Here is a 25,785-nt window from a genome sequence, read left to right on the forward strand (position 1 = left end):
CCGTGGGGCGGAGTCCACATCCTGCTGCGGTTGTCCTCGGGGCAGCCGCAGCGGGAGTCGCCGTGTGGTCCACGGTGATCGAGCGCCGCCTGTTCACCGTGCGGCGGCACACGCTCCCGCTCCTCACGGACGGAGCTGCGCCGATCCGGGTCCTGCAGCTCTCCGATCTCCACCTCGCCCCGTGGCAGTCCAACAAGGTCGATTGGGTGCGCTCGCTCGCTGAGCTCAGACCCGATCTCGTCGTACTCACCGGTGATCTCATGGGACACCTTCAGGCGCGCCACGCGCTCCTCCATGCGCTTCGCCCGCTCGCCGAGCAGGCGCCGACAGTGTTCGTGCACGGCTCGAATGACTACTACGGGCCAGCCTTCAAGAACCCCGTCAAGTACCTGCTTGAGCCGAGCCGCAAGAGCACGCGCACGCCGGACATCGACAATGTGGCGCTGACTCAGGGGCTCGAACAGCTTGGCGGCATCAACCTCAACAATGGCGCCAGGCGGATCGAAGTTCGCGGCACCTCGCTTGAGCTCCTCGGACTGAACGACCCGCACATTCGCTACGACAGCGTCGACGCGATGCGTGCTGCGCGTGATCAGCTCGGAACCGCACCAGAGCACGTGCTTCGTCTCGGTGTCGTCCACGCGCCGTACCAAGAGGCTCTCGGCGCACTCCTGGACGACCAAGCCGAGCTCATTCTCGCGGGTCATACCCACGGTGGGCAGGTGCGCGTTCCCGGCGTCGGGGCGCTGACTTCCAACTGCGATCTGCCGACCACGCAGGCTCGGGGCATGAGTGTGTGGCACGACGCACACCGCGCAGCATTCCTCAATGTGAGCGCCGGACTGGGCAACTCGATCTACGCGCCGGTGCGCTTCGCATGCCGTCCAGAGGCATCACTGATCACGCTGGAGGCGGCGAGGTAGTATTGCTCTGCGCCGGAGCGGTGCTGCAGTGCAGAACACGAGGTGGGAGCGCAGTTGACGAGCACAACTGGGGCACGTGCACGCAGACTTCGCCTGCCCAGGATGACGGGACGCAGCCCCCATGAGTCGCACCGAGCGGCGAGCCCACTTGAGCTCCTCTTCGACCTCGTCTTCGTTGTCGCTGTCTCCCAAGCGTCCCAGAATCTACATCACGGGATCATCGAGGGCCATGCCGCTGCGGCGACGCTGAGCTACGCAATGGTGTTCTTCGCGGTCTGGTGGGCGTGGATGAACTTCACCTGGTTTGCTTCGGCGTTCGACACCGACGATTGGCTCTATCGAGTCACCACCATCGTGCAGATGGGCGGTGTGCTCATGCTCGCTGCTGGGGTACACGATGCAATGGCAAATGGTGCCTGGTCGCTCGTCACCCTGGGGTACGTCGTGATGCGTATAGCGATGGTCGGGCAGTGGTTGCGCCTCGCCGCTTCCGACCCCTCGCATCGCAGCGTTGCACTGCGGTTCGCCGGAGGAATCGCCCTCGCACAGGTGTTTTGGGTGGTGCGGCTCGCTTTCCCACCCGAGGTCCAGTTCTGGACCTTCTGGCCGGCGATGCTGCTCGAGGTCCTGGTGCCCCTCTGGGCGGAGCGCCACCATCGCACGCCCTGGCATGCCGCTCACGTCGCTGAGCGATTCGGTCTGTTCACTCTCATCTTGCTCGGCGAAAGCCTGCTCGCTTCTGCAAACGCCATCATCGATGCGGCCGCGACCACACACGAACCCACCAGACTGGTGTTTCTTGCGGTGAGCGGTTTGCTCATCGCGGCAGGCATGTGGTGGGTGTACTTCAGTTTCGAGCAGGGCGACCGGCTCACGTCCTCCAGATCCGGGTTCCTGTACGGATACGGGCATTACTTCTTGTTCGCGGCGGCAGGTGCAGTGTCAGCCGGGATCGAAGTCGAGCTTGATCTCATCACTGGAGCAGCCGAACATCTCTCAGAGGCCACAGCTGCGGCAGCACTCGCCGTGCCCGTGGCGATCTTCTTGCTCGCGGTGTGGACCATGCTATTGCGCGGGAAGATCTCGCACCGTGCGACCGCCTGCTACTTCGGAGCCACCGCGCTCCTCCTGTCGTCCACGGTCGTTCCCATTTCAACGGTCGCCGCGACCGCGGGCTGTGTCGTTGTCGCGGTGGCGGCGATCGAAGCCCAGCGCTCCCGGCGCTGAGCGCGAGCACAGCGGACCGCGAGCACGGCGGATCGCGAGCACAGCGGATCGCGAGCACAGCGGACCGCGAGGAACACTCTGCGCCTTGCCTCCGCTCAATGATCAGCTGAGCGGCTCCCCGTTCTGATTGAGCGGGGCCAGGGGATCAATGTATCCGTCTGCCCATGCCATCCGAGCAAAATCCAGTTTGGTGCGCACATCCACACCGAGCGAGGAGTACTTCTTCTTGACGCGGTCGAGGTATTGCTTCGCAGTTTCGCGACTGATGTGCAGTGCGTCACCGACCTGGTCAAGCGTGAGCCCCGACGCGTACAGCACAAGACACTGTTCTTCTTGAGTGCTCAGCTGTGGCCGACCGGAGTCACCTGCAATGATTGCGGCGAGTTCCGTGGATACCCAGCTTTCTCCTCGTGCCGCAGCGTGCACTGCCGCCAGGATGTCAGTCTCAGAGTCTCGCTTCCCGATCACCCCGGTCACCCCCGCGCGCACAATCTTGCGGACGAGCATCGGCGAAGCCAACGCAGAGAAGACCAAGATTCGCAGCCCAGCAGCGAGCAGGCGCTCAACCAGATCGACATCCACGCTTGGGCGACGTTCGACCATGAGATCGAGCAGCAGCAAATGTGGCCGCTGCTCATCTGGGGCCTCCCGCACCCACTTGACGAACTCAGGGGCGGTTTCTCCGCTGAACACAATCTCGAAGGAGCCCTCGCCACGCAAGAGCTCTTCGGTGCGCACGCGTTGGAGCATATGGTCTTCTACGATTGCGACTCGGCACCGCTGTGCGCTACTGTAATTCATCAGTTCCCCGCCCTTGAGCTCTATGATCCGCTCTCGTATCCAGTATCGTATGGCACCGGAACCAGAGCTGGGCCACGATGTCCGCACTCGACCAAGACAGAGGATTCCTGATTCGTATAGGCGCGTTCTTCTCTCCTCTCGTCGCGGATCTCCGGCCAGCGGACGCCAGCTGGGCTTCGCGCTCGCTACTCTCCTCGATCAGAGAAGTCATGCTCGGCATGATCGCGGTCTGGCAGTTGGTCATGGTGCTCGCGGCCGGTGTGTCGGTGGGGTGGTCCGCCTGGCCTGTGATGGTGGGGAATCTGGGGCTCGCGGCCGCAGCTGTGCTCGCCCTCCGACGGTTTCCGAACATGCCCGTCTGGCCACTCCCGGTGGTGATGGCGGCGCTCGGTCTGGTGGGATACCTGAGCAGCGGTGATCTTGCTTCCGTGTTGGTCTTCGCGTCGTGCTGGCAGATCAATTTCGCCAGTTGCGCGGTCGGACTTCTCGTCTTCCGTCCCGCGGCGGTCCCTCTAGTGTTCGTCCTTGCTGTATCGGTGAGTGGCGGGATCCTCCTCTGGCTTCCAAGCTGGGGAGCGGACCTCCCCGTTTCGATCATCATCACGCAACTGTCGATCATTCTTGCCCTCCGGTACGGTGTACCCCCGCTGTTCGCACTCGCGAAACTCCGAGATGAGGAGGAACATCGCTCCGCTGAGGCGATCGAACGCGCCGAGATTGCGCAGCGCACGAGTCGCCAGATTGCGGAAGAATCTCGCGTGCTGCACGACACCGCGGTCAACACACTCGGCGCGATCGCGAACGGCGGTCTGGGAGTTGCGCACGCGGATCACGTGCGGATGCAGTGTGCGAACGACCTGCGCGCGCTCGAGGATCTTCAGGGGGACCGTTCAGGGTCCCGACCGGCTGCACTTCAGCTCATCGAAGCACTGCAGTCCTCATGGATCATGGTCCGTCGCAGTGGAGCGAGCGACGAGCAGCTCACTCAGGCTCTCTCCCAGGTCTCCATAGCTCGGCTGACGGGATTTGCTGGGGCGGTCAGGGAGATCGTCACCAACGCGGCAAAACACTCCGGTGTTCCCCACCTCGACGCGTCGGTGAGGATCAGCGGGAGTCGCCTGAGCGTCGAGATACGCGACGACGGTGTCGGTTTCGATGCTGCGGCTGTTGATCTCCGAGGCCTCACTCACTCGGTGCGCGAACGCGCAGAACTCCATGGGTTCTCAGCAACGGTCGATTCCGTGCCCGGTGGCGGCACGACAGCGGCGCTCGCCCTGCATCTCAGCCAGGCAGCGACTTCCCCGGTGCCCCGAATCGTCCCGCCGCCACGGGTCGAAGACACCATTCGAAGCCTGCAGCAACGGGCAGCCCTCCTCTGGGCGGGCGGTGTGACGATGGTCAGCATCGTTCTCAGTGCAGCGAACCCCGCAAACTACAGGCTTTCTGCGCTTCTCCTGATCGCGACCATGATCATTTCCGTGCTCCTGATACGTTTCAGCCCGCGTCAGGGCGGGGCTTTCTGGAGCAGCATGGTGCTCATCAGCGCACCGAGTTTCATCTTCGTGTGCGCCGCGGCCACCACAGAATTCGGCACCAGCCAGGCGATCCACTGGCAAGCTCTCGCACCCACTGCCCCATTCGTCTGGCTCCTTGCCCACCGCCGTCGACGCGGAGTCTGGGCTGCCACGGTCCTCTGGATACTTACCGCGACCACGGTCATGTTCCTCGGGCTGCCGTCGACGCGGGATGGGCTTGCAATCGTTGCTACGGCTCTCGCAGTCGGCCTGGGATTCGCGCTCGTGTGGGCGCGTTTCCAAACCGCAGTCGCCCGGCTCTGCTTCGGAACAGCGGCGGCCGAGCAGCGCACATTCTGGGCAAATCTGGACACGAGCGCGGCACGGGCCGCACAGCGCACGTACCTCCGATGGATCGATACCGGCCTGGACTCAGCCATGCAATTGATGCGGGATATCGTCGAAGAGCGTCGGGATGCGCGGGAGCTCGAGACGCAGATCGCGTGCGGGAACGAAGAGCGCTATCTACGTCAGGTCATCCAAGTCGGGCCGCAGCTCATTCGCCTCGCCCCTCGCCTCTTTCCCGCGATGCGGCGCGCGCATGACCAAGAGATCGAGCTCACCCTACGGCTCGGGGATCAAGATGCTCCGGATCACGATACGGCTCGGAGGATCGTGGGTGAAGTCACTGCAGCGATCGACACCGCTGCCGCCACTGATCGAGTGGCCGTTTCGCTCTTTCCCGTCCATGATGGACTACAGCTCACGCTGGTACACACCTCCGGAGCGCCGGCCCGGCCGCACACCTCCCAGCTCCTGTTTCATGTGCCAGAAGAAACTCAGGCAGCTCGGAGCGCTGCCCAGCACACCGAGTGAGCTCAGGCTCCGAGACCTCGAAGGGCACGCGTGACCCCCGCGCAGGGGTCATTTCCGGATTGGCACTTTTCACGAGGGCCACGGCTTGGTACAGTCACATCGATTCTCGTGCGGTTTCTCCAGCGTGACGGTACGCCGCATCCTCAGCTCAATCACCATGAACATACGGCAGGACGTGCAATGAAGTTACGTACCACACACGAACACCGACGGACGGGAAGATGGTTCGCTGCTGCGATGGGGGCGCTGCTTGCACTCTGCGTTCCCCTCGCTCAGTCCCCCGCCCTCGCCGCTATTGAAGTCGGAAGCCCCGTGTATGTCGGGGCGAAACAGGGCTACGGTGGTACGGGTATTTTCCCGATCTGGGCAGAGACGCCTCCGGATCCGAGTGCACCGGGTGAGCCAGAAGCGTGGGCGTATTGCTTGGAGAACCAGGTATCGGCTCGCACCGGCGTGACCGGCCGAGTCGGGGACCTTTCAAGCTATTTGGGAAGCAATTACTTCACGGACCCGACGATTCAGGGGAAGGTGCTCTGGCTCCTTGCGCACAGCTACCCTGCACTGAGCCTAGAAGAATTTGGTGCCGCGAGCGGTGTTCCCGGGATTTCTCGAAACGACGCAATCGAAGCAGCCCAGTACGCGATCTGGCGCTACACCGATCTCACCTTCGATGCGGATTGGTTCTGGGAGACGCCCGATTCCGAGGCGGCCTACTGGTACTTGGTCAACGGCGCCAATGCCAGTTCCGGGGCGACACCGGCAGATTTCGCGGTGACGGCATCTATTACGGGGCCCACCACGGTGCAATCCGGCGGATCACTCATCGGCCCGTTTACCGTGAGCACGAATCAGCCTTCTGTGGCGGTGACGGTGGATCCGACGCGTGCGCTCACCGATAGCGCCGGTGCACCAATTGATGCGACCAGTGTGCACAACGGAGATGAGCTCTTCCTCGATCTCCGTGCCTCGCACGCGGCCGGTTCCGCGACCGTGAGCGTTGCAGCCGCTGGTGCGAGTTCAACCGGAACGGTCGTCTCGGTCCCGACTCCGAGCGGGAGCACGCCCAGTGCCGCTGATCATGCACAGTCGATGGTCCTCGTGGCGCCCAGCACAGCGACGACCCGCGCAGCCGCGACCGTGGAGTGGGCCGCGGCTCCTGGTACGACACCCACCCTTGCAACGTCGCTGGTCGATGCGTCCGATCAAGACCGGGTCCTTGCATGGAACGGTGGCACCGTCGTCGATACCGTGACGTTCCAGAATCTCGTGCCCGGAACGGAGTACACAGTGCGAGGGGAGCTGATGCGGCAGTCCGACGCATCGGGCACCGGCATCACCGGAACGACCACGTTCACACCGTCGACAGCGAACGGATCCGTCACTGTCACATTTGTCGTGCCGAAGGGGTACGCCGGCGACACGCTCGTCGCATTCGAGTGGCTATTTGAGGGCGCCGACGGCACGGGTCAGCCTATTGCCCAGCACACGGATATCTCTGATCCGGCACAGACCATCTCGGTGCAGCAGGAGCCACGGACACCCGGCGTTCCCACCTCACCCACGGACCCGGGGAGCCCAGCCACGCCCACGCAACCCACCGTTCCGTCCGCGCCGATCACTGCTGGAACTCACAGCGCACCCGCGGCTCAGGCCTCGCCGCTTGCGCACACCGGATCCGATAGTGGCCCCGCGCTCGTAGCAATTGCCGCAGTGACGCTCATCGCCGGGGCGGCGCTCATGTGGGGCGTCGCCGACGCACGAGCTAGCGCTGCGCGATCGCGGGGCCGCACGCCTTGGCGCGTCTGCGGCCTCGCAGCCGGCACCCGGCGCCCGGGTCCTCAGTGATCCGGAACATGACACAGCGCGGGGCACGATCCTGTCGGATCCTGCCCCGCGCTGTGACGTTCAGGGGTGAGTGCGGCGCGCGCCGCGGTGTCGAGCAGTGTGTGCTTAGACGGCCGCGAGCTGCCGCGCCGCGACGAGCTCGGCGATCTGCACCGCGTTCAGCGCGGCACCCTTACGCAAGTTGTCGTTCGAGATGAACAGCACCAGGCCGCGGCCCTCGGGCGCGGACTGATCCTCCCGGATCCGCCCAACGAGTGTCGGATCCTGGCCCGCTGCTTCCAACGGCGTCGGAACATCACTGAGCTCGACACCTGGAGCCGATGCGAGCACCTCGCGAGCTCGGGCAGCGGAGATCGAGCGCCCGAACTCGGCGTTGATTGACAGCGAGTGGCCGGTGAATACTGGCACGCGGACGCAAGTGCCAGCCACGCGGAGATCAGGCAAACCGAGAATCTTGCGGCTCTCATTCCGGAGCTTCTTTTCCTCGTCGGTTTCACCCTCACCATCATCGACGATTGTGCCGGCGAGCGGCAGCACGTCAAAGGCGATGGTCTTGGTGTAGACCTCGGGAGCGGGGAAATCGACAGCCGAACCGTCGTGCACGAGCTGCTCCAGTTTGCCGGACTCGACTGCAGCAGCCGCCTGCCCGGCAAGTTCGCGGGCGCCGACCAGACCCGATCCGGAGACTGCCTGGAAGGTGGTGACGACGAGACGCTCAAGCCCGGCCTCGTCATGCAGCGCTTTCAGCGCGGGCATTGCGGCCATGGTGGTGCAGTTGGGGTTCGCGATGATCCCCTTCTGGGCCAAGTCGATGGCCTCGGGGTTCACTTCGCTGACCACGAGCGGAACCTCAGGGTCGAGGCGCCAGGCGCTCGAATTGTCGATCACGATGGCGCCAGCAGCTGCGAACTCCGGAGAGTACTGCTTCGAGGCGGTCCCCCCGGCCGAGAACAACGCGATGTCGATCCCGCTCTTGTCCGCCGTCGCGACGTCTTCGACGACAATCTGCTCCCCGCGGAATTCAAGGGTCGTGCCAGCGGAGCGCGCACTCGAGAAGAAGCGGATCTTCCCGATCGGGAACTCGCGCTCCACGAGCAGGCGGCGCATTACCGCGCCAACCTGGCCAGTAGCGCCGACAACGGCAACGCTGACACCGTTCTGTTCTGACATGTGTGTTCCTGTTCTCCTGAGGTGAAGTGGTGAGGGCCTAGCGGCCGGTGCCTGCGTAGACCGTCGCATCCGTGTCGGCATCGAGCCCGAACGCGGTGTGCAGCACACGCACTGCGGTGTCCATGACATCTGCGCGCGTGACCACGGAAATACGAATTTCTGAGGTGGAGATCATCTCGATGTTGATGCCTGCATCGAACAGCGTGCGGAAGAGCTTCGCTGACACACCGGAGTTTGTGCGCATCCCAGCTCCGACGACCGCAACCTTCGCGATCTGGTCGTCATACTGCAGCGCCTCAAATTCGAGCGCGTCGCGCTCAGCCTCGAGAGCGTCGATGACGCGCTTGCCATCGCCCACTGGGAGCGTGAAGGAAATATCGGTGCGGTTCGTATCGGCAGCCGACACGTTCTGCACGATCATGTCGATGTTGGCCTGTGTCTTCGCCACAATCTCAAAGATCTGCGCGGCCTTTCCTGGCACGTCCGGGACGCCGCCGACGGTGATCTTCGCCTCGTCCTTTTCGGCCGCAATGCCAGTGATGATCGGATCTTCCACCTGATCTCCCTTCGGATGCCCCTTCGCGGGGTCGTAGACAATGGTGCCCTCTTCGCCTGAGAAGGAGGAGCGGACGTGCAACACGACACCGTGGCGGCGCGCGTACTCGACAGCGCGCAGGTGCAGCACTTTGGCGCCGGAGGCCGCGAGTTCGAGCATTTCCTCTGCCGTGATCGCGTCAATCTTGCGGGCGCGGGGCACGACGCGGGGATCGGTCGTAAAAATGCCGTCGACGTCGGTGTAGATCTCGCACACGTCGGCGTCAAGGGCGGCAGCAAGCGCGACAGCAGTGGTGTCGGATCCGCCACGGCCCAGCGTCGTAATATCACGCGAGTCCCGGTTGAAGCCTTGGAAGCCGGCGACAATGGCGATGGCACCCTGGTCAAGTGCCTCACGGACGCGGCCCGGGGTCACGTCAACGATCTTCGCCGAGCCGTGCTCGGCGGTGGTAATCATGCCGGCCTGGCTCCCAGTGAACGACAGCGCTTCAAGCCCCATGCCTTTGATGGTCATGGCGAGCAGCGCCATCGAAATTCGCTCACCAGCTGTGAGCAACATGTCCAGTTCGCGAGGCGCTGGAATCGGAGTGCACTCTGCTGCGAGGTCGAGCAGTTCGTCTGTGGTGTCGCCCATAGCGCTCACCGCGACAACGACCTCGTTCCCGGCGCGACGGGTCTCAACGATCCGCTTCGCGACGCGCTTAATGCTCTCCGCATCAGCAACCGACGAGCCCCCGAACTTCTGCACGATCAATGCCACGCGGGTTCCTCCTCAAATGCGAACGCGAAAGCCCAGTCTACTGCGTTGTATATGTCGTTCTGACTTCGGGTGTCATACGAGGAGACGTGCGGAGTGCAGGGCGGCATCCTCGGGGCAGCTGGTGCGACTACTCGACCCTGCGGCGCCCCTCGAAGGCGCGACCGAGCGTGACTTCGTCGGCGAACTCCAGGTCTCCTCCAACCGGGAGGCCGGAGGCCAGGCGAGAGACCGGCACTTCGATGCTCGTAAGCAACCGGGACAGGTAGGCTGCCGTGGCTTCGCCTTCGAGGTTCGGATCGGTCGCGATGATGACCTCTCGGATCTCTGCGTCGCTGATGCGACGCATGAGGGACGGGATTGCCAGGTCGTCGGGGCCGATGCCGTCGATGGGGCTGATGGCTCCGCCGAGCACGTGGTAGACACCGCGGAACTGTCGGGTGCGCTCGATTGCGACGACGTCTTTCGGCTCTTCGACGACGCAGATGATGGAGCGGTCGCGGCGCGGGTCACGGCAGATCGAGCACTCTTCCTGCTCTGTGATGTTGCCACACACCGCGCAGAATCGGACCTTCTCACGGACCTCACTCAGCAACTCCGCGAGTCTGCTGACATCGAACTGCTGCGTCTGCAGAATGTGGAACGCGATCCGCTGCGCGGATTTCGGGCCGATGCCGGGGAGCCTGCCGAATTCGTCGATCAGGTCTTGAACAATGCCGTCGTACACGGGGCGTGCCTCCTGGGTGTGATGCGCGGTTCGCCGCACCCCGCGTGAACGGGACGGTTTCAGTGTAGGTGGTGGTGTGAGCTGGGTGGTCTCGCCGGGACACCTGCGCTGGGAGTGGGCATCGGTGTGACCAGCGCGTGGGGGTCTTGGCCTAGCGTGGGGGCAGCGGTCGTTCCTCGATAAACCGTGCTCCGAGTACTTCACGCACCACCGCCTCGCCATAGCGCGTGAATGCCGGGGCCGTGCGCTTCGAATCCGGAGCACTCGCTGCGGATGCCGTCGCTGCTGCCGGAGCTGAGCTCGGTGCTCCCGGTCCCTGCGCAGGATCCGGACCGGGTGCTGGCGTGCTCGCTGCGGCCGTTTCGGGCAGTGGTGCCACCGTGGCAGGCGTTGCCGCTGCAGGCGTCGTCACTGCAGGCGTTGCCGATGCGTTCTGTGCGAGCGGAGCCGCCGACATCGGCTCGACGGGTGCGGCATCTCGGTACGGGTCGACATCACCATAGGCACCAGAGTCCGGCCCATCGCTCGGCGCGGCGTCAGCGTCACTATACGGATCGACTCCCGCAAACGGGTCGACGAGGTCACCGGGCTCGGTCTGCGCTGCGGTCGCTGCGGGAGCAGAGGACGCCGATGTGGGAGACGGCGTGACGGTCTGCTCGGCTGTCTGAGTTGATCGCTGGGGGTGTGCGTCCTCGGAGTGCGCACTCGCGGCCCCGAGGCGAGCCGAATCAGCACCGGTATCGGCACTGGAGGAGCCAGCGTCGGTGTCAGTCGCCTCGTCGGTGTCAGTCGCCTCGTCGGAGCTTGTGGATGCCGCTGGTGCCCCGTCCGAAGGAGCAGGCTGCGAGTGCTCTGGGCTGGCCGTTCCTGTCGTTTCCGCGAGAGCAGGCTCAACTGGGGCTGCCCCGGGTGTCGCCACCTCGGTGGTGGCGAGCACCGCAGCCAGTTCCGGGCCGGTCGTTGTTGGGACTTCGACGGTCGGATCCGCCGGGGGCGGATCTGCCCACGCCGGAGCGGTGAGGGCCGGACCAAGTCCGTTCAGGCGCGCGGTGGCGCGAGCAACCGGATCCTGCGAATCATGGGGGCTCGATGGAGCCGGTGCACTCTGCGTCCGTCCCTGGTGTTCGTCGGAGCCCGCTCGATGGGGCTCCTCTGCGTCAGCATCGGGGCGCGGTTCGCGTGCTCCGCCCTGGTCCGCGGGAGCCGCTCCGGCAGGCATCCGGGTGGGCTTGTATTTCACGCTGATGCCGACCGCCGAGAGAATCGTCTCGCGCAGCGGACCCGCGCCGGTCGTCTTAAACGCTGCGAGGTCAGACTCCGAGGCAAGCCCCACCGTGAGCAGCTCGCCGTCGAGCGCGAGGGGCGCGATCGGGCGCACCGCATTCCACGCATCGCGGTCATTCTCGAGCAGTTCATCCAGCAGATCGGGCCAGAGCTCTAGCAAGTCTTCGAACCCGGCGGCCTCAGATGCGGTGTCTTCGCCAGTCTCGGCGGCTCCCACACCGGCGGCGCTCGCAGAGTCACCCACGACAGGGGGATGCTCCGCGCCAACGTTGTCCATGGCCGGAGCCCCAGCGGGACCAGGAGTGCCCGATGGCTGTGGTGTTGGGGCCGAGGCAGCCTGCTGCCCGGGCGCTGCGCTCGTCGAACCATTCGCGGCGGCGCCAGAACTCTCCGGCGCCGAGCGCGCCGGAGAGGCCGGAGACTCACCGATGCTCGCGATCTGAGACGCACTCAGAATGTCTGAAATGGGCCGGCCGAACCCGGCTGCACCGGCGTTGGGATGCGGCTCCCCTGCTGCGGGGGCCGGGGCACCCGAGGCTGCGGGGCCAGATTCGACAGGGGAAACAGCGACCGGAGCCGCGGGCTCCTGAGCGGCCGGAGCAGCCCCGGTTGGGGCCTGGCCAGACGCGATGGGGTCTGCGCCTCACCGTGCTCGCGAGAAACCTGGGCCTGCTGGCCGGACCCCGAAGCAGCAGCAGGGGCTGCCCCGTTCGAGTCTTCTTCACGCAGGAACTCGCGAATCGAAGCCGCAGTCTGTGCTGCGTTCGGCACGGAGTCCGCGGCGGGAGCCGGAGCCGGAGCCGGAGCCGGAGCTGAGGCCGGAGCTGGCGTGGGAACACCCGTGGCAGCAGTGCGTGCGGCAGCAACCGCCGAGAGCGGGTTCGGCGCCGGTGCAGCGGGCGCCTGCCGTGCCTGCGGTGCTTGCGCAGAGGCCGGTGGCTGGGAGCCTGAACCCGGAGCAGGGGTGCTGGATTGCACTCCGCGAGGAACCGACCCGGCCGCTGCAGCGTGCTCCTGAGATGCCTGCGTCGCGACTGCCTGCGTCGATGCGCCCGACTGCACGAGCACGCGGGCGACCATCAATTCGAGCTGGAGGCGCGGCGCGGTGGCCCCCGCCATCTGATCGAGCGCAGCACTCACCGTGTCAGCCGTGCGCGAAAGTTCACCTGGGGCAAAGCGCTGCGCCTGCTCAAACATTCGGGTGAGCTGATCTTGCGGCACCCCACGGAACACCGCAGCGGCGCCGTCAACGGTGGTCGCACTCACCACGATGAGATCGCGCAGACGCTCAAGGAGATCCTCGACGAAACGTCGTGGATCCTGCCCTGTCTGCACCACACGATCGGTCGCCTGGAACGCAGCTGCTGGATCATGCGCCCCGAATGCGGTCACGACATCATCAAGCAGCTCAGTGTGTGTGAAGCCGAGCAGCCCAGCGGCGCGATCTGCGGTGACGATTGCTTCTTCTGAACCTGCGATGAGCTGATCGAGGATCGAAAGCGTGTCGCGCACCGATCCCCCACCCGCGCGCACGACGAGGGGGAGCACCCCAGGCTCAACCTGGACGCCCTCGCTGTCGCACAGTGTCTGCACATAGTCGATCAGCGTGCCGGGTGCGATGAGCCGGAACGGGTAATGGTGGGTGCGGGATCGGATCGTGCCAATCACCTTGTCCGGTTCGGTTGTGGCGAATACGAACTTGACGTGCGGCGGCGGCTCTTCCACGATTTTGAGCAGCGCATTGAAGCCGCCCGGGGTCACCATGTGCGCCTCGTCAATGATGAAAATCTTGAAGCGATCGCGTGCCGGAGCAAACACGGCGCGTTCGCGTAGATCGCGCGCGTCGTCAACGCCACCGTGACTCGCGGCGTCAATCTCCACGACGTCGAGCGATCCGCCCCCGTCTCGGCTGAGCTCAACGCAACTCGGGCAGACACCGCATGGCGTGTCTGTGGGCCCCTCGGCACAGTTCAAACAGCGGGCCAAAATGCGCGCTGATGTGGTCTTGCCACAGCCTCGCGGACCACTGAACAGATACGCGTGACCGATGCGCCCCGTTCGGAGCGCGGTCATCAGCGGATCGGTCACCTGAGACTGACCGATCATCTCGGCGAAGGCTTCTGGCCGATAACGGCGATAGAGTGCGGCAACCACAGACCCAATGCTACCGGTGGCCCCCGACATTCGCCCCGGAACCTGCATGATTCCAGCTCGGGCACTGACGCTTGAGGTCAGCAGCGCCGATGGCCGGAGCCACGTGCGGACCAGGAGACGCCGTCAGCGCTCAGAGAATCCGCTGGAATGTCCGAGGGCGCAGGCCCCGGGAGGTTGGTCCCACCGCTGCTACGCCGTCACGAGGTCCCAGGTCTGGCGGGCGATTTCTGCTTCTTCGTCGGTCGGCACCACGAGCACCGCGACACGCGAATCGTCCGCGCTGATCACGCGTGCTTCACTGCTCCGCGTCGCATTGCGTTCAGCGTCGAGCCGAATACCGAACCACTCCAGTTCCGAGCACACTTCGGCGCGCAGCGCGGCGCTGTTCTCACCCACACCCGCGGTGAACACGATCGCGTCTGCTCCCCCGAGCACCGCGAGATAGGCCCCCAGGTAGTGCCGGATCCGGTGCACCATCACTGCGATGGCCAGCTCCGCAGCGGGATCCCCCGCGTCTGCAGCGGCCCGTACGTCACGAAAGTCGCCGGTGCCGGTGAAGCCGATAAGGCCGGAGCGCTTGTTCAGCAGCGCATCGAGTGCATCCGTGCTCATGCCGGCTCGCAACAGGTGCAGGAGCGCACCCGGATCGACATCGCCCGATCGAGTGCCCATCACGAGCCCCTCAAGCGGGGTGAGCCCCATCGTCGTGTCGATCGAACGGCCGCCCTCGATCGCGCACGCGGACGCCCCGTTGCCGAGATGCAACACGATCTGCTTGAGAGATTCGAGCGGTGTGCCGAGGAACTCGGCCGCACGCCGCGACACCACCTGATGCGAGATACCGTGGAAGCCGTAACGCCTGATGCCGTGATCGGCGGCCACCGCTGGATCGATCGCGTACGTGTATGCACTTGCTGGCATGGACTGGTGGAACGCAGTGTCAAAGACGGCCACCTGCGGCACATCAGGAAACAGATGGCGAGCCGCGACGATCGCCTGGTAGTGCCCGGGGTTGTGCAGTGGCGCCAACTCGCTCAGCGCGTTGATCCGCTCGGCGACCCGATCGTCAAGCAGCGTAGGAGCAATGAACTCGCCAGCACCCTGCACGACCCGGTGGCCGATCGCGACAATTCCCAGCGCTTCGATTGCGGCCCCCGCGTTGGCGAACGCCTCGAGCATCGCAGTGAAGGCCGCGGTGTGATCGGGCGCCACAATGTCGCGCTCTTCGGTTTCGACGCCATGGTGCACGATGTGCCCGCTCGCTTCTCCGATGCGCTCAACGAGGCCTGAGGCTTGGCGGATCCCGGTTTCCGCTTCGATCAGCTGATACTTGATCGAGGAGGATCCGGCGTTCACCACGAGCACATTCCTCATGCGTTTCCCCCGCCCCGCGTCATTCCGGCTTGCACTGCGGTGATCGCGACGGTGTTGAGGATGTCGGTGACCGTGGCCCCGCGCGAAAGATCATTGACCGGCTTCGCGAGCCCCTGCAGCACCGGGCCCACCGCAATTGCACCGGCCGAGCGCTGCACGGCCTTGTAGGTATTGTTGCCCGTATTCAGGTCTGGGAATATGAAGACTGTGGCGCGACCGGCTACGGCCGAACCCGGGAGTTTCGAAGCGCCGGTTTCCGGGTCACTCGCCGCGTCGTACTGCATCGGCCCCTCCAAGAGCAGCTCGGGCCTGGCTGCACGCGCGAGCGCTGTCGCCTCGCGCACTTTGTCGACGTCGGCGCCCGAGCCGGATTCACCCGTGGAATACGAGAGCATCGCAACCCGGGGCTCCACACCAAACTGCGCAGCGGTCTCAGCGGAAGAAAGCGCAATATCCGCCAATTGGGCGGCATTCGGGTCAGGGTTCACGGCACAATCACCGTAGACAAGCACGCGATCAGCGAGCGCCATGAAGAAGACGCTCGACACCACGGAGACTCCGGGCTTCGTCTTGATGATCTCCAGGCTCGGACGAATCGTGTGGGCCGTCGTGTGCGCGGCGCCCGAGACCATCCCGTCTGCCAACCCGAGATGCACCATCATCGTGCCGAAGTAGCTGACGTCGGTCATCGTCTCTCGAGCTTGATCGAGCGTCACGCCCTTGTGGGCACGCAACTGCGCATACTCTTCCGCGAAACGTTCTCGGAGTTCCGAGTGCACCGGGTCAATCGTCTCAGCTCCATCGATGAGGAGCCCGAGCTCGCCTCCCCGCTTCCGAATCGCTGCGGAGTCCCCCAGAATCGTCAGTCGCGCAGTTCCCCGCGAGAGTAACGTGCTGGCAGCGCGCAGAATCCGATCATCGCTTCCCTCAGGCAGCACGATATGCGCGTTGGCAGCCGCAGCACGGTCGAACAATTCGTACGCGAACATGACCGGCGTCCGCACGCCACCACGGTGCAGCCGCAGGCGCTCTCGCAGTGTTGCGCCGTCTACGTGCTGCGCGAACAGGGCGAGCGCGATGTCGAACTTGGCCGGTGAATCCGGCGTGATCAGCCCTCGAGCGCGTGAGATCCGGCGCACCGTATCAAAGGTGCCGGTGTGGGTGCGGACGATCGGCAGCGTGGAATCGATCCCATCCAGGAGCCGCTCGACATCCGGTGGAAGCTCAAAGTTCCCGTTCAGCACCACCGCGGCAATCGTTGGGAAGGTCGGCGCCTCGTGCGCCATCGTTACTGCGAGCAACGTCTCAGACCGATCTGCGGCGATTACCACGATCGATCCCTCAAGGAGGCGCGGCAGGACGTTCTCCATCGACATGCCTGCCACCACAATGTCCCTCGCTTCGCGGGCCAGGAGCTCGGCTGATCCTCGCGCGAGCGTACCCCCGACGGCCTCGATCACGCTGGACACCGGCGGAGCGACGAGCAGGAGCTCTTCCGGGATCGACCACACCGGCACGCCATCAGGCAGCACGCGCGAGACCGCCTGCTCGATTTCGGGCAGCCACTCCGGGTCGGCGCGATTCACCAGTGCGGCGAGCACGGTGGCGTGCTCCGACTGCAGCTCTGCGAGCCCGAGCTCCGCAAGCTGGGCCAGATCTCCCGGCGTGCGCGCGGATTGCTGACCGAGATACTCAGGTTCCTCGTTCGAGCGACCGCCGAGCACCAGCAGCACCGGAGTGTCGAGGTTCGCTGCGATCCGCGCATTGAACGCGAGTTCGGTGGGGGCCGCCACATCGGTGAAGTCTGACCCTACGACCACGACAGCGTCGCAGTGTGTGCGAAGCTCTTGGTAGGCCGCGACGATCCGCACCATGGCCGCGTCCGGGTCGGCGTGCGCATCCTCATATGTGACGCCAACGCATGCCTCATACGGCACCTCGGCCGTAGCACGCGGGTGGAGCAGATCGAGGACTCGATCACGCTCACTCGCTGATCGAATGAGCGGGCGAAAAACGCCGACACGCGGAGCGTCGGCGAGCAGAGTGCTGAGCACTCCGAGCGCCACGGCGCTCTTCCCAGTTCGGCCTTCAGCCGAGGTCAAGTAGATGCTTGCAGCCACGGGTCAATCCTATGCGGCTGCGACCTCGGCGGGGCTGAGGCGGGCGAGGCGGGCGGGGCGGAGTGGAGCGAGCAGGGATCCGACGTGCGCCGCTCCCCACCCGCTCCGGCGCTTAGCGTGGTTCCGCACTGGACTGCGCAGCGGTGAGCCCAGCCGCGAAGCCGCGCTCGAACGCCGCCATGCGTGCCGCGCCACGCCGGTGCCCTGAAAAGCCTTGGTGCCCCTGGTGGCCCCGAGGCCCTCGGCTGGCCTGGCGCGGATCTTGGCCAGGGTGGTCGCACTGATCCTGACTTTGGGGGCCCTGGCGGAAGCCACGATCGTAGCCGCTGCCATGTGGCTCTTTATGACCGAAGTGGCCGCAGTGCCGAACGTGGCCACGGTGCTGAAGCTGATCGCGCTGCCCACGGTACTCGCCGTGTCCGCGGTGGCCCACTGGGCCACGTCGCGGAGGCGCGTCGCTTCAGTCCAGCCAAACTCTCGCGCGATCGCGGCGAGCGTTGCGGTGGTGGTGGCGAGCTCCTCCCGGGAGACAGACCCGGCAATCCGGTCCGTTGTCTCCTGCACGATCCCCGCGAGGCGGGTGCGTGCTTCTTCGCCTGAATCGGTCAGCTGCCAGCCTGTCTCGTCTCGCTCGATCCAGCCGCGGTCGGCGAGGGCACAGACGCGCTTGCCGCCTCGTTCCAGCTGCTCGCGCAGCCGCCCAGGAATCTCGGTAGTGCCGGAGATCGCGGAGAGGATCCGTAGATCGCGGCGAGTGGCACCCTCCGCATCGAAGCGGCGTGCATACTCGCGGGAAACGAGTGCATCGGTCATGGTGAGCCAGTAGCTCAGTGTGCGTTCGCTTGTCTGCTGAGTCTCGGTGCTCGGGGTTGCATTGGTGTTGTCGTGAGTGGGTGTCATGGAACAGTCCTTTCAGGGGCGGGATCACCTCCCGCAAAATTACATGTCATAGTGCATGTATATGTATGATTACATGCATCTCATTCCATGTCAAGTAACATGTAAAATAGATCCCATGACCGCCACCAACTCCGCTCCTCACTCGGCAGGAACTGAGCCCGAGGATCCCAACACTTCACAGGCGAGCGAGACACATCAGGCAAGCGAGGCCGATGCAATTCTTGCCGCGCTGAGCCGAATTCGCGGACGCGGCGGACGCGGGTTCCGCGGCCCTGGCGGACACGGACGCAGGAACCACGACGGGGCCGCGGCCCGCGACAGCTTCGGGTCCGACTGGAGCGGGCACTCGGGCTCCCTGGCTTCGCAGGGCACCCGGGACATCCGGGGCACCCCGGATTCCCAGGGCCAACCGGCGAGGAACGCGGGCCGCGCGGCCGGTTTGGCGGGCCCGCACTATTGAGACTCCTCGGGCAACTCGCGCACGCGGATTCAGCGCTGAGCGTGAGCGAGCTCGCGGAACGGATCGGCGTGGATCAGCCGCGCGCATCGCGGCTCGTGCAGCAGGCGGTCGAACGCGAGTTCGCGGCCCGCGAAGCCGATCCAGCAGACGCCAGGCGCACCAGAGTCCGCCTCACTGACGCCGGGCAGCGTGCCGTGCACGGTTTCCGTGGTCAACAGCGCGCGGACATGACCGTGGCACTCGACGCGCTCACCGCACCAGAGCGGGGTGAGCTCGCGCGGCTTATCACGAAGCTCGCGGATGCCTGGCCGGAGCCCTAGGAACTGGAGCGGCGTGGGAACCCTGGAAAAGAAAGACTCCCTACGTACCCGCTAGAGCTCAAGTACCCTTGCTTCGTTTCCGACCTGGGGAGTTCCTCAAGATAGCGCCACGTAGGGAGCCGTTCTAGTCTAGCGGACGATTCGCCGCCGCAATGCCACCGCCCCGCACGCGGCCGCGCCGAGCAGCAGGATCGCGCCAGCTCCGAGCGCGAGCAGCGGCGTGTCTCCAGCGCCAGTCTGCGCGAGCGGCGACTGAGGTGCCGCCGACGACGGTGTGGGCGGCGGCGTGGTGGTTGGCGGCGTGGTGGTCGGCGGCTTTGGCGCGATAGAGGTGGTTGCCACCTCCAGCGTGGCGGCATCGCTGGATCCCACTGGATTCTGCGCGGTGAGGCGCACGGCATAGACAGTGCCTGAGCTCAGACCCGTCAGCTTGTGCGAGGTCGCATCACCCGCGAGCTCTGCCGTGATGGTGGCCGCTGCGGCCCCAGCCGCTCCCGGCACGGTCTCCCCGGCGCGTCGGCAACCACCACTGCGACCGGAGTCGCTTCAAGCTGCAACTGCTTCGCGTCGCTCGCAGTGTCCCACGACAGCACGAAGCTGTCAGCGGTGACCTCGCTCGCGCGGAACCCCTGCGGAGTGCCCGGCAGCGCTGTCAGACTCTCGAGCAGCGCCGAAGCATCAACGATGCCGGCCCCAAAGACCGAGCTGTCCGGAATCCCGAACGCGGTGTATGGATTCACCGGGCCTCCTGCGGCGGGGCCCCTGGCGGTATTCACAATGCCAGCAGTGAGATCACCACCGCTCAGGCCAGGCGCATACGACTTCGCGAGTGCTGCGACAGCCGCCGCATTCGGCGCGGCTGCCGAGGTGCCGAAGAAGCGGTACTCAGGATCCCCGGTGTCATCGAAGAAAGAGGTCTGTGTTCCGTCGACCGATGCGATGTTCGGCGTCTGGGGCGTGATCGGGGCCGCGAGCGGCTGCGCCGGGTTCGGGCCAGTGAGGTCGACCGGTGCGTAGTACAACGTCGTTGATCCCAGCGAGGAGTAGTCCCGCAATACGGTCGGGTTGCGCCAATCGAGCGCGGCTACGCTGAGCGCCGATCCGTCGCCGGCGTGCCCAAACGTGGTCGCACCCACCACGTCATTCACCCCGTCACCGAGGTGCGCACGCTCAACGAACGCCTCACCGCCGCGCATAAACTGCAACTGTACGGCTGGGCTGGGCGCCGCCGGATCGAATGCCGTGCGCACCATCACCATCCGAATCTCTGAGCCGGACGGCACCGACACCCGCCCGATGCTTCCGGGGAAAAACTCACCGATCTGCGGTGCGATAGCGAGCAGTTTCGGTTCATCCGTCACCGGATCCACTGCGTAGAACCGCCATTCGTAGCTGGTGGTGATCCCAAACATGGGCTCGGCAATCGATCCGACCACTGAGACAGCGTCTGCCCCGTCCCCCACGGCCCCGCCGGTCTGGAGCGTGTCAAACGGGGTCTCGATCGCCGGGTCCGGATCAAAGTCCAGGCAGTCATACGAACCCAAGTTTGCGAGCGGATCTCGCGGTCCGGTCAGCAGCCAGTCCGGGCATGCCGCGGCCCGGTAGGCCGTGGTACGCCAGGACGAAATCGGGCGATCCGCGCTTGCTCCCCGCGTTCCCAGTGCCGTACCGTTGCCCGCCGAGGTGAAATAGGCCACTCCGCTGGCCTTCACCTGTTCGATCGCGGTGGCAATGAAGCCCTGTTGAAAGGTCGTCTCTGAGTTCCAGGAGATATCGTCCACAATGATGTCGGCCCCGGCGGCGGCGAGCTGGCCAATGTGCTCGGCCATCTCAAACTCAGAGGCCCCGGCATCCGCGAACAGGATCCGCGCACCAGGCGCAATGCCGTGTACGAGCTGGGCCATAGCGCGCCCCTCGTCGGAGCCCGTGCGCATATCCGAGATCACTTCAACCGGGATTGTGCGGCCACAGGGATTGCCTGCGCCCGGCAGCACGCCGGCAGCCACATCTGCTTCCCAGGAGGTGGGCAGCGCGTTGGCGCCAAAGGAATCCGAGATCACTCCAACGGTGACACCGGTGCCGTCAACCCCAAATCGCTCGCGCGCTTCCGCGGAGTGCAGCGGGCCATCGGCTTCAATGGGGATCGGTCCACACGCCTCGCCGCTCGGCCGCGGCGCCGCAGCAAGCGGACCGCCGGCCCGTGCGCTGCTGGCAGCACCGCCACTGGCAACGGCGCCGCCGGTAAACGGCCGCAGCGCTGGCGTCGCGCTGAGAATTCCGGGGAGCTCAGCTAGCTCGCCGAGCCGGGCAGGTGCCACCCGGACCGTTGCCGCGGGAACGCGCCGAGGACGGTGTCCACCTCGGCGATTCCGGCGACGCTCGCGAGGAGCGCTTCACTTGGGGCACTCTCGAATACGACCGTGGCGGTAACGCGTTCGGCGTCGTCGAAGGTGAGGCTGCCGCCTCCTGCAACGGGAAGCGCGACCTCCTCTGCGAGTTCGGCAGGCGCGGTCACGCCCTCCGCCGCCGCCTCGACAAGACGATCAGTGAGCGTCGTCCCCGGCGCCTGTTCCGCCGGTTCCTCTGCGTAGGCCGACGGCCCGATCAGCGTGACAAGCAGCGGGATCGCAGCGCACACTGCAATCCCCTTGAGTACCGTTGCGCGCAAGAATGCTCTCCTTTGTGCTCCCCGATCGGACCTGAGAGTATCCGACACCCGTTGAGAGTATCGAAATCATTGGACATTGTCCACATATTTGCGTGGGATCGGCGTCACTCGCGCGTGCACCACGCAGCACGCCCCCGGCCGCTCGTGCGGTCAGGGGCGTGCTGCAGCGGCGCCCGGCGCCACCTCGGTGTCCTTACTCGGAGCGCTTCCCGGGATCAGGCTCAGCGCCGGCGTCGGCCACTCCGGCTACCGGAACTGCCCCGGTGACCACGGGAACGGTGCCGGTCAAGAGTTCCTCGACCTGCGCTTCGTCGATCTCCCCTGCGAACTGCGCCCGGTACAGCTCGGCATAGGCGCCGTTGCGCGCAAGCAGCGCCTCGTGATTGCCCTGCTCAACGATTTTGCCACTCTCCATCATCAGGATGGTGTCAGCGTCTCGAATCGTGGAGAGGCGATGCGCGATCACAAACGACGTCCGGTCAGTCCGCAGCGCGCTCATCGCTTGCTGCACCAGCACTTCAGTGCGCGTATCGACAGAGGAAGTCGCTTCGTCCAGGATCAACAGTGACGGGTTCGCGATGAACGCGCGCGCGATCGTGAGCAACTGCCGCTCGCCAGCAGACAGCGAAGACGCGTTCTCGGAGATCACTGTGTCATAGCCGTCAGGCAATTGGCGCACAAAGCGATCCACCATCGTCGCTTGTGCGGCAGCGACGACTTCCTCATCGGTGGCGTCAAGCCGACCGTAGCGGATGTTCTCACGGATCGTGCCGTCGAACAGCCAGGCGTCCTGCAGCACCATACCAACGTGCCCACGGAGCTCGGCACGGGACAGCTGGGTAATGTCGATTCCGTCGAGCAGGATCCTGCCAGCATCGAGCTCGTAGAACCGCATCACGAGGTTCACCAGCGTGGTCTTGCCCGCCCCGGTCGGGCCAACAATCGCGACGGTGTGGCCGGGAGTCGCCTCGAGGTTGAGTCCTTCGATAAGCGGCCGCTCGGGGTCATAGCTGAAGTTCACATCCTCGAAGACCACATGCCCTTCGGTGCGGTCGGGGAGGTCCGCGATCGCCGTGTCGGGATCCTGTTCGTCAGCGTCGAGCAGCTCAAACGTGCGCTCAGCCGAGGCAACGCCTGACTGGAGCATGTTTGCCATGCCTGCCATCTCGCCGATCGGCTGCGCGAACTCTCGCGAGTACTGAATGAACGCGGTCACATCACCGAGGGTCATTTGCCCCGCGGTCACGCGGAGTGCTCCGGCGACGGCAATGAGCACATAGCTGAGGTACTGCACGAACTGCATCGCAGGCATGATGGTGCCCGAGAGTGCCTGCGCGCGATACGCGGCCCCAAAGAGGCCCTCGTTGCGCCGGTCGAATTCCTCCGTCATCTCGGTGTCACGGTTGAAGATCCGCACGAGTTCGTGGCCGGTGAACGACTCTTCGATATGCCCGTTCAGGTCGCCGGTGTACTTCCACTGCGCGACAAACAGCTTCTGTGCGCGCACACCGACGACGCCTGCGATGATTCCGGAGAGGGGGAGCGCGATCAAGGCGAGCAGCGCAAGCTGCCAGGACACCGTGAACATCATCGCCGTGATACCAATCACCATCAGCACGGATTGCACCAGCTGCGACAGCGCCTGCTGCAGCGCCTGCTGGATATTGTCGACATCGTTCGTCACGCGAGAGAGCACGTCGCCGCGCTGCCTGCTATCGAAGAAGCTCAGCGGCAGCCGATTGATCTTCGCCTCGATGTCCTGGCGCAATGTGTACACGACCCGCATCACGAGCTTGTTCAGCAGGAAGCCCTGCAGCCACATGAGGAACGAGGCGACCAGGTACAGGCCGAGGACGGTGAGAATCAGGCGGCCGAGCAGCCCGAAATCAATGCCCTCGCCAGGAATCGCGTTCGATCCGGCCAGCATGTCGGCATATGCGTCGTTGCCGGAGTTCCGCGCGGCAGAGATCACCTGCTCAATCGGCACGCCAGCCGGCAAGTTCTTGCCGAGGATGCCGTTGAAGATCACGTCCATCGCCTGGCCGAGAATCTTGGGGGCGATCACCGTGAGGACGACGGAGCCGACCACGAGCAGCACAACGAGTGCGAACAACCACTTCTGCGGCGCGAGCAGACCCACGAGGCGTTTGGCCGCTGGCCAGAAGTGCTTCGCCTTCTTCGCAGCCTGCCCGCCCCAGTCGTCGTTGTCGGGCTGATAATCGTCGGGGAGCTCAAACTCTTCAACGGCCGCGGTCTTCGCGGGCTTTCGATCCTTCTTCGCCATTAGGCAGCCTCCGCCTCTTCAAGCTGGGATCGCACAATCTCGCGGTAGACCTCGCTGGTCTCCAGGAGCTGATCATGGGTGCCGCGGCCAACGATCTCGCCGGCGTCGACGACGAGAATCTGGTCCGCATCGAGAATCGTCGAGACCCGCTGAGCCACGATGATCGTCGTTGCGCCATGCGTCGCGCTCGGCAGTGCAGCGCGGAGCCGAGCGTCGGTCGCAACGTCGAGTGCTGAGAACGAGTCGTCGAAGAGGTACACGCGCGGCTTCGCCACCAGCGAGCGCGCGATCGAGAGCCGCTGGCGCTGGCCACCGGACACACTCGTGCCCCCCTGCGATACGGGCTCCTCAAGGCCAAGCTCCTTGGCGCGTACGAAATCCTCTCCCTGCGCCACGCGCAGAGCCTCCCACAGTTCCTCATCGGTGGCTTCCGAGCGGCCGAATCTGAGATTCGACGCGATCGTGCCCGAGAACAGGTACGGACGCTGCGGCACGAGGCTCATCGCCTCAGCGAGCTGGCCACGCGTGAGCGCAGCGACGGGAGCGCCGTCGATCGTGATCGAACCCTGCTGCGGATCGTAGAGGCGCAGCAGCAGGTTCAACAGCACGGTTTTCCCTGCGCCCGTAGACCCGATAATCGCGGTGGTCTTGCCAGGCTCAGCCACAAAACTCACATTCGTCACCACCGACTGTTCCGCGCCAGGGAAGCCGAAGGAGACTCCACTGAACTCAACGCGCCCAGCTGCCGGGGTGGCTACTGTTTCAACTTTCGGGAATGAGAGCGTCGATTCAGTGTCGAGCAACTCGCGAATACGCTCGGCGCACACGACGGCGCGGGGAATCATCATGGTCATAAAGACCCCCATCATCACCGCTCCGAGGATCTGCAGCAGATACTGCAGGAATGCGGTGAGCGACCCCACCTGTACGACACCGGCCTCGACCCGGTGCCCGCCGAACCACAGCACCGCTGCGGTCGCAACATGGAGCACCATCATGATCACGGGGAACATCATCACGAAGATGTTGCCGACTTTCACCGAGACGTCAGTGATGCCACGGTTCGCCGCCTCATAGCGATCGACCTCGAAATTCTCACGCACAAATGCACGGACCACACGGATGCCCATGATTTGCTCGCGGAGCACGCCATTGATCGTGTCAACACGATCCTGCATCGTGCGAAACAGTGGCAGCAGGAGCCACACGAGGAAGCTCACAATCACGGCGAGCAGCGCGACGGACGCCCACACGAGCCAGGACATGCCCGCGTCTTCGCGCAACGCCATAATGATGCCGCCGATCGCCATGATCGGCGCCGAGACCATGAAGTTCAGGGTCATGAGCACCAGCATCTGGATCTGCTGCACATCATTCGTGCCGCGGGTGATGAGCGTGCCTGCACCGAACTTGGTCGCTTCGAGCGTGCTCAGCGAGTCAACCTTGCGGTACACCTCGCGACGCAGGTCACGCCCGATCCCCATCGAGGTGCGGGAAGCGAAGTAGACCGCAACAACGGCGGTGATGAGCTGCCCGAGCGACACGATGAGCATGAAGCCACCGGTACGCCAGATAAAGCCGATGTCGCCCTGAGTGATGCCCTTGTCAATAATCTGGGCGTTGAGGCTCGGCAGCCACAGTGCAGCAATCGTAGAAAGTAGTTGGAGGACAAACACCGCGACCACAAACAGCCAGTACCGTTTTGCGTGCCGCAGCGCGAGTGAAATGAGGGCCACAGGGCTCCTTTCGTCGCGCGCCAATCGACGCGCACTCTCGCTGGTCAGGCGAGACGCAATCGACGGAGCAGGTCGAAAACACTACCACCT

General features: G+C 64.9%; 21 protein-coding genes and 1 other RNA gene. 7 read left to right on the plus strand and 15 right to left on the minus strand.

Features of this window, described 5'->3' with window-relative positions; translation table 11 throughout:
* Positions 1–2: 2 nt before the first annotated feature.
* Together K1X41_RS07045 and K1X41_RS07050 are read left to right on the plus strand one after the other, a co-directional pair.
* Complete coding sequence (locus tag K1X41_RS07045) at positions 3–923, plus strand: metallophosphoesterase (protein WP_220175674.1); 921 nt, start codon at positions 3–5, stop codon at positions 921–923.
* Positions 924–1,025: 102 nt separating this feature from the next.
* Positions 1,026–2,150, plus strand: a complete 1,125-nt coding sequence (locus K1X41_RS07050; protein WP_220175675.1) for a low temperature requirement protein A — start codon at positions 1,026–1,028, stop codon at positions 2,148–2,150.
* 102 nt (positions 2,151–2,252) lie between these two features.
* Here the strand turns inward: K1X41_RS07050 and K1X41_RS07055 are convergent, their stop codons facing one another.
* On the minus strand, positions 2,253–2,888 hold the full coding sequence (locus K1X41_RS07055) for a DNA-binding response regulator (RefSeq protein WP_166644335.1): 636 nt from the start codon (positions 2,886–2,888) through the stop codon (positions 2,253–2,255).
* Positions 2,889–3,028: 140 nt separating this feature from the next.
* Between K1X41_RS07055 and K1X41_RS07060 the strand changes: the two genes are divergently transcribed.
* Together K1X41_RS07060 and K1X41_RS07065 are read left to right on the plus strand one after the other, a co-directional pair.
* Entirely contained in the window at positions 3,029–5,341 is a 2,313-nt protein-coding gene (locus K1X41_RS07060) for a sensor histidine kinase (protein ID WP_220175676.1), read from the plus strand.
* A 180-nt stretch (positions 5,342–5,521) separates the two neighbouring features.
* Positions 5,522–7,186, plus strand: a complete 1,665-nt coding sequence (locus K1X41_RS07065; protein ID WP_220175677.1) for a VaFE repeat-containing surface-anchored protein — start codon at positions 5,522–5,524, stop codon at positions 7,184–7,186.
* Between the two features lie 105 nt (positions 7,187–7,291).
* Here the strand turns inward: K1X41_RS07065 and K1X41_RS07070 are convergent, their stop codons facing one another.
* From K1X41_RS07070 to K1X41_RS07085, 4 genes are all read right to left on the minus strand, one after another.
* Positions 7,292–8,356 (minus strand): aspartate-semialdehyde dehydrogenase, encoded by a 1,065-nt coding sequence (locus K1X41_RS07070; protein ID WP_220175678.1) that lies wholly within the window; start codon positions 8,354–8,356, stop codon positions 7,292–7,294.
* Positions 8,357–8,393: 37 nt separating this feature from the next.
* Complete coding sequence (locus tag K1X41_RS07075; RefSeq protein WP_132206197.1) at positions 8,394–9,671, minus strand: aspartate kinase; 1,278 nt, start codon at positions 9,669–9,671, stop codon at positions 8,394–8,396.
* Positions 9,672–9,798: 127 nt separating this feature from the next.
* On the minus strand, positions 9,799–10,395 hold the full coding sequence (recR, locus tag K1X41_RS07080; RefSeq protein ID WP_220175679.1) for a recombination mediator RecR: 597 nt from the start codon (positions 10,393–10,395) through the stop codon (positions 9,799–9,801).
* A gap of 151 nt (positions 10,396–10,546) precedes the next feature.
* On the minus strand, positions 10,547–11,956 hold the full coding sequence (locus tag K1X41_RS07085; protein ID WP_220175680.1) for a hypothetical protein: 1,410 nt from the start codon (positions 11,954–11,956) through the stop codon (positions 10,547–10,549).
* Between K1X41_RS07085 and K1X41_RS07090 the strand changes: the two genes are divergently transcribed.
* Positions 11,955–12,122: a hypothetical protein gene (locus K1X41_RS07090; protein ID WP_220175681.1), complete on the plus strand. Its 168-nt coding sequence runs from the start codon at positions 11,955–11,957 to the stop codon at positions 12,120–12,122. The genes K1X41_RS07085 and K1X41_RS07090 overlap by 2 nt on opposite strands.
* Before the next feature lie 7 nt (positions 12,123–12,129).
* Here the strand turns inward: K1X41_RS07090 and K1X41_RS07095 are convergent, their stop codons facing one another.
* The 4 genes from K1X41_RS07095 to K1X41_RS07110 all read right to left on the minus strand — a co-directional run bounded on the left by K1X41_RS07095 (position 12,130) and on the right by K1X41_RS07110 (position 18,227).
* Complete coding sequence (locus K1X41_RS07095; protein ID WP_258566692.1) at positions 12,130–13,833, minus strand: DNA polymerase III subunit gamma and tau; 1,704 nt, start codon at positions 13,831–13,833, stop codon at positions 12,130–12,132.
* 189 nt (positions 13,834–14,022) lie between these two features.
* Positions 14,023–15,207: an acetate/propionate family kinase gene (locus K1X41_RS07100; protein ID WP_220175683.1), complete on the minus strand. Its 1,185-nt coding sequence runs from the start codon at positions 15,205–15,207 to the stop codon at positions 14,023–14,025.
* Positions 15,204–17,327, minus strand: coding sequence for a phosphate acetyltransferase (gene pta / locus K1X41_RS07105; RefSeq protein WP_132206189.1), 2,124 nt, complete (start codon positions 17,325–17,327; stop codon positions 15,204–15,206). Before pta ends, K1X41_RS07100 begins: the two co-directional genes overlap by 4 nt.
* Before the next feature lie 9 nt (positions 17,328–17,336).
* Entirely contained in the window at positions 17,337–18,227 is an 891-nt protein-coding gene (locus K1X41_RS07110) for a hypothetical protein (RefSeq protein ID WP_220175684.1), read from the minus strand.
* Between the two features lie 115 nt (positions 18,228–18,342).
* On the opposite strand from K1X41_RS07110, the gene K1X41_RS07115 reads away from it, so the two are divergent.
* Positions 18,343–18,687 carry a hypothetical protein gene (locus tag K1X41_RS07115; protein ID WP_220175685.1) on the plus strand — a complete coding sequence of 115 codons (345 nt, stop codon included), beginning with the start codon at positions 18,343–18,345 and terminating at the stop codon, positions 18,685–18,687.
* Positions 18,688–18,728: 41 nt separating this feature from the next.
* Positions 18,729–19,007, plus strand: coding sequence for a MarR family winged helix-turn-helix transcriptional regulator (locus tag K1X41_RS07120; protein ID WP_258566693.1), 279 nt, complete (start codon positions 18,729–18,731; stop codon positions 19,005–19,007).
* Positions 19,008–19,035: 28 nt separating this feature from the next.
* Here the strand turns inward: K1X41_RS07120 and ffs are convergent.
* The 6 genes from ffs to K1X41_RS07150 form a co-directional block, all read right to left on the minus strand.
* Positions 19,036–19,131: signal recognition particle sRNA small type (gene ffs, locus K1X41_RS07125), an RNA gene on the minus strand.
* Between the two features lie 5 nt (positions 19,132–19,136).
* On the minus strand, positions 19,137–19,508 hold the full coding sequence (locus K1X41_RS07130; protein ID WP_220175882.1) for a fibronectin type III domain-containing protein: 372 nt from the start codon (positions 19,506–19,508) through the stop codon (positions 19,137–19,139).
* On the minus strand, positions 19,433–21,325 hold the full coding sequence (locus tag K1X41_RS07135; protein ID WP_220175687.1) for a S8 family serine peptidase: 1,893 nt from the start codon (positions 21,323–21,325) through the stop codon (positions 19,433–19,435). Before K1X41_RS07135 ends, K1X41_RS07130 begins: the two co-directional genes overlap by 76 nt.
* The gene (locus K1X41_RS07140; RefSeq protein ID WP_220175688.1) at positions 21,298–21,675 is read right to left on the minus strand and encodes a hypothetical protein; all 378 of its coding nucleotides are present in this window, start codon (positions 21,673–21,675) and stop codon (positions 21,298–21,300) included. The genes K1X41_RS07135 and K1X41_RS07140 overlap by 28 nt, the downstream gene beginning before the upstream one ends.
* 193 nt (positions 21,676–21,868) lie before the next feature.
* A complete protein-coding gene (locus tag K1X41_RS07145; RefSeq protein WP_132206183.1) occupies positions 21,869–23,959 on the minus strand; it encodes an ABC transporter ATP-binding protein in 2,091 nt (696 codons plus the stop codon).
* Positions 23,959–25,695 (minus strand): ABC transporter ATP-binding protein, encoded by a 1,737-nt coding sequence (locus tag K1X41_RS07150; protein ID WP_133617253.1) that lies wholly within the window; start codon positions 25,693–25,695, stop codon positions 23,959–23,961. Before K1X41_RS07150 ends, K1X41_RS07145 begins: the two co-directional genes overlap by 1 nt.
* Positions 25,696–25,785 lie beyond the last annotated feature (90 nt).

This window comes from Leucobacter luti, assembly GCF_019464495.1.
Classification (GTDB): domain Bacteria; phylum Actinomycetota; class Actinomycetes; order Actinomycetales; family Microbacteriaceae; genus Leucobacter; species Leucobacter luti_A.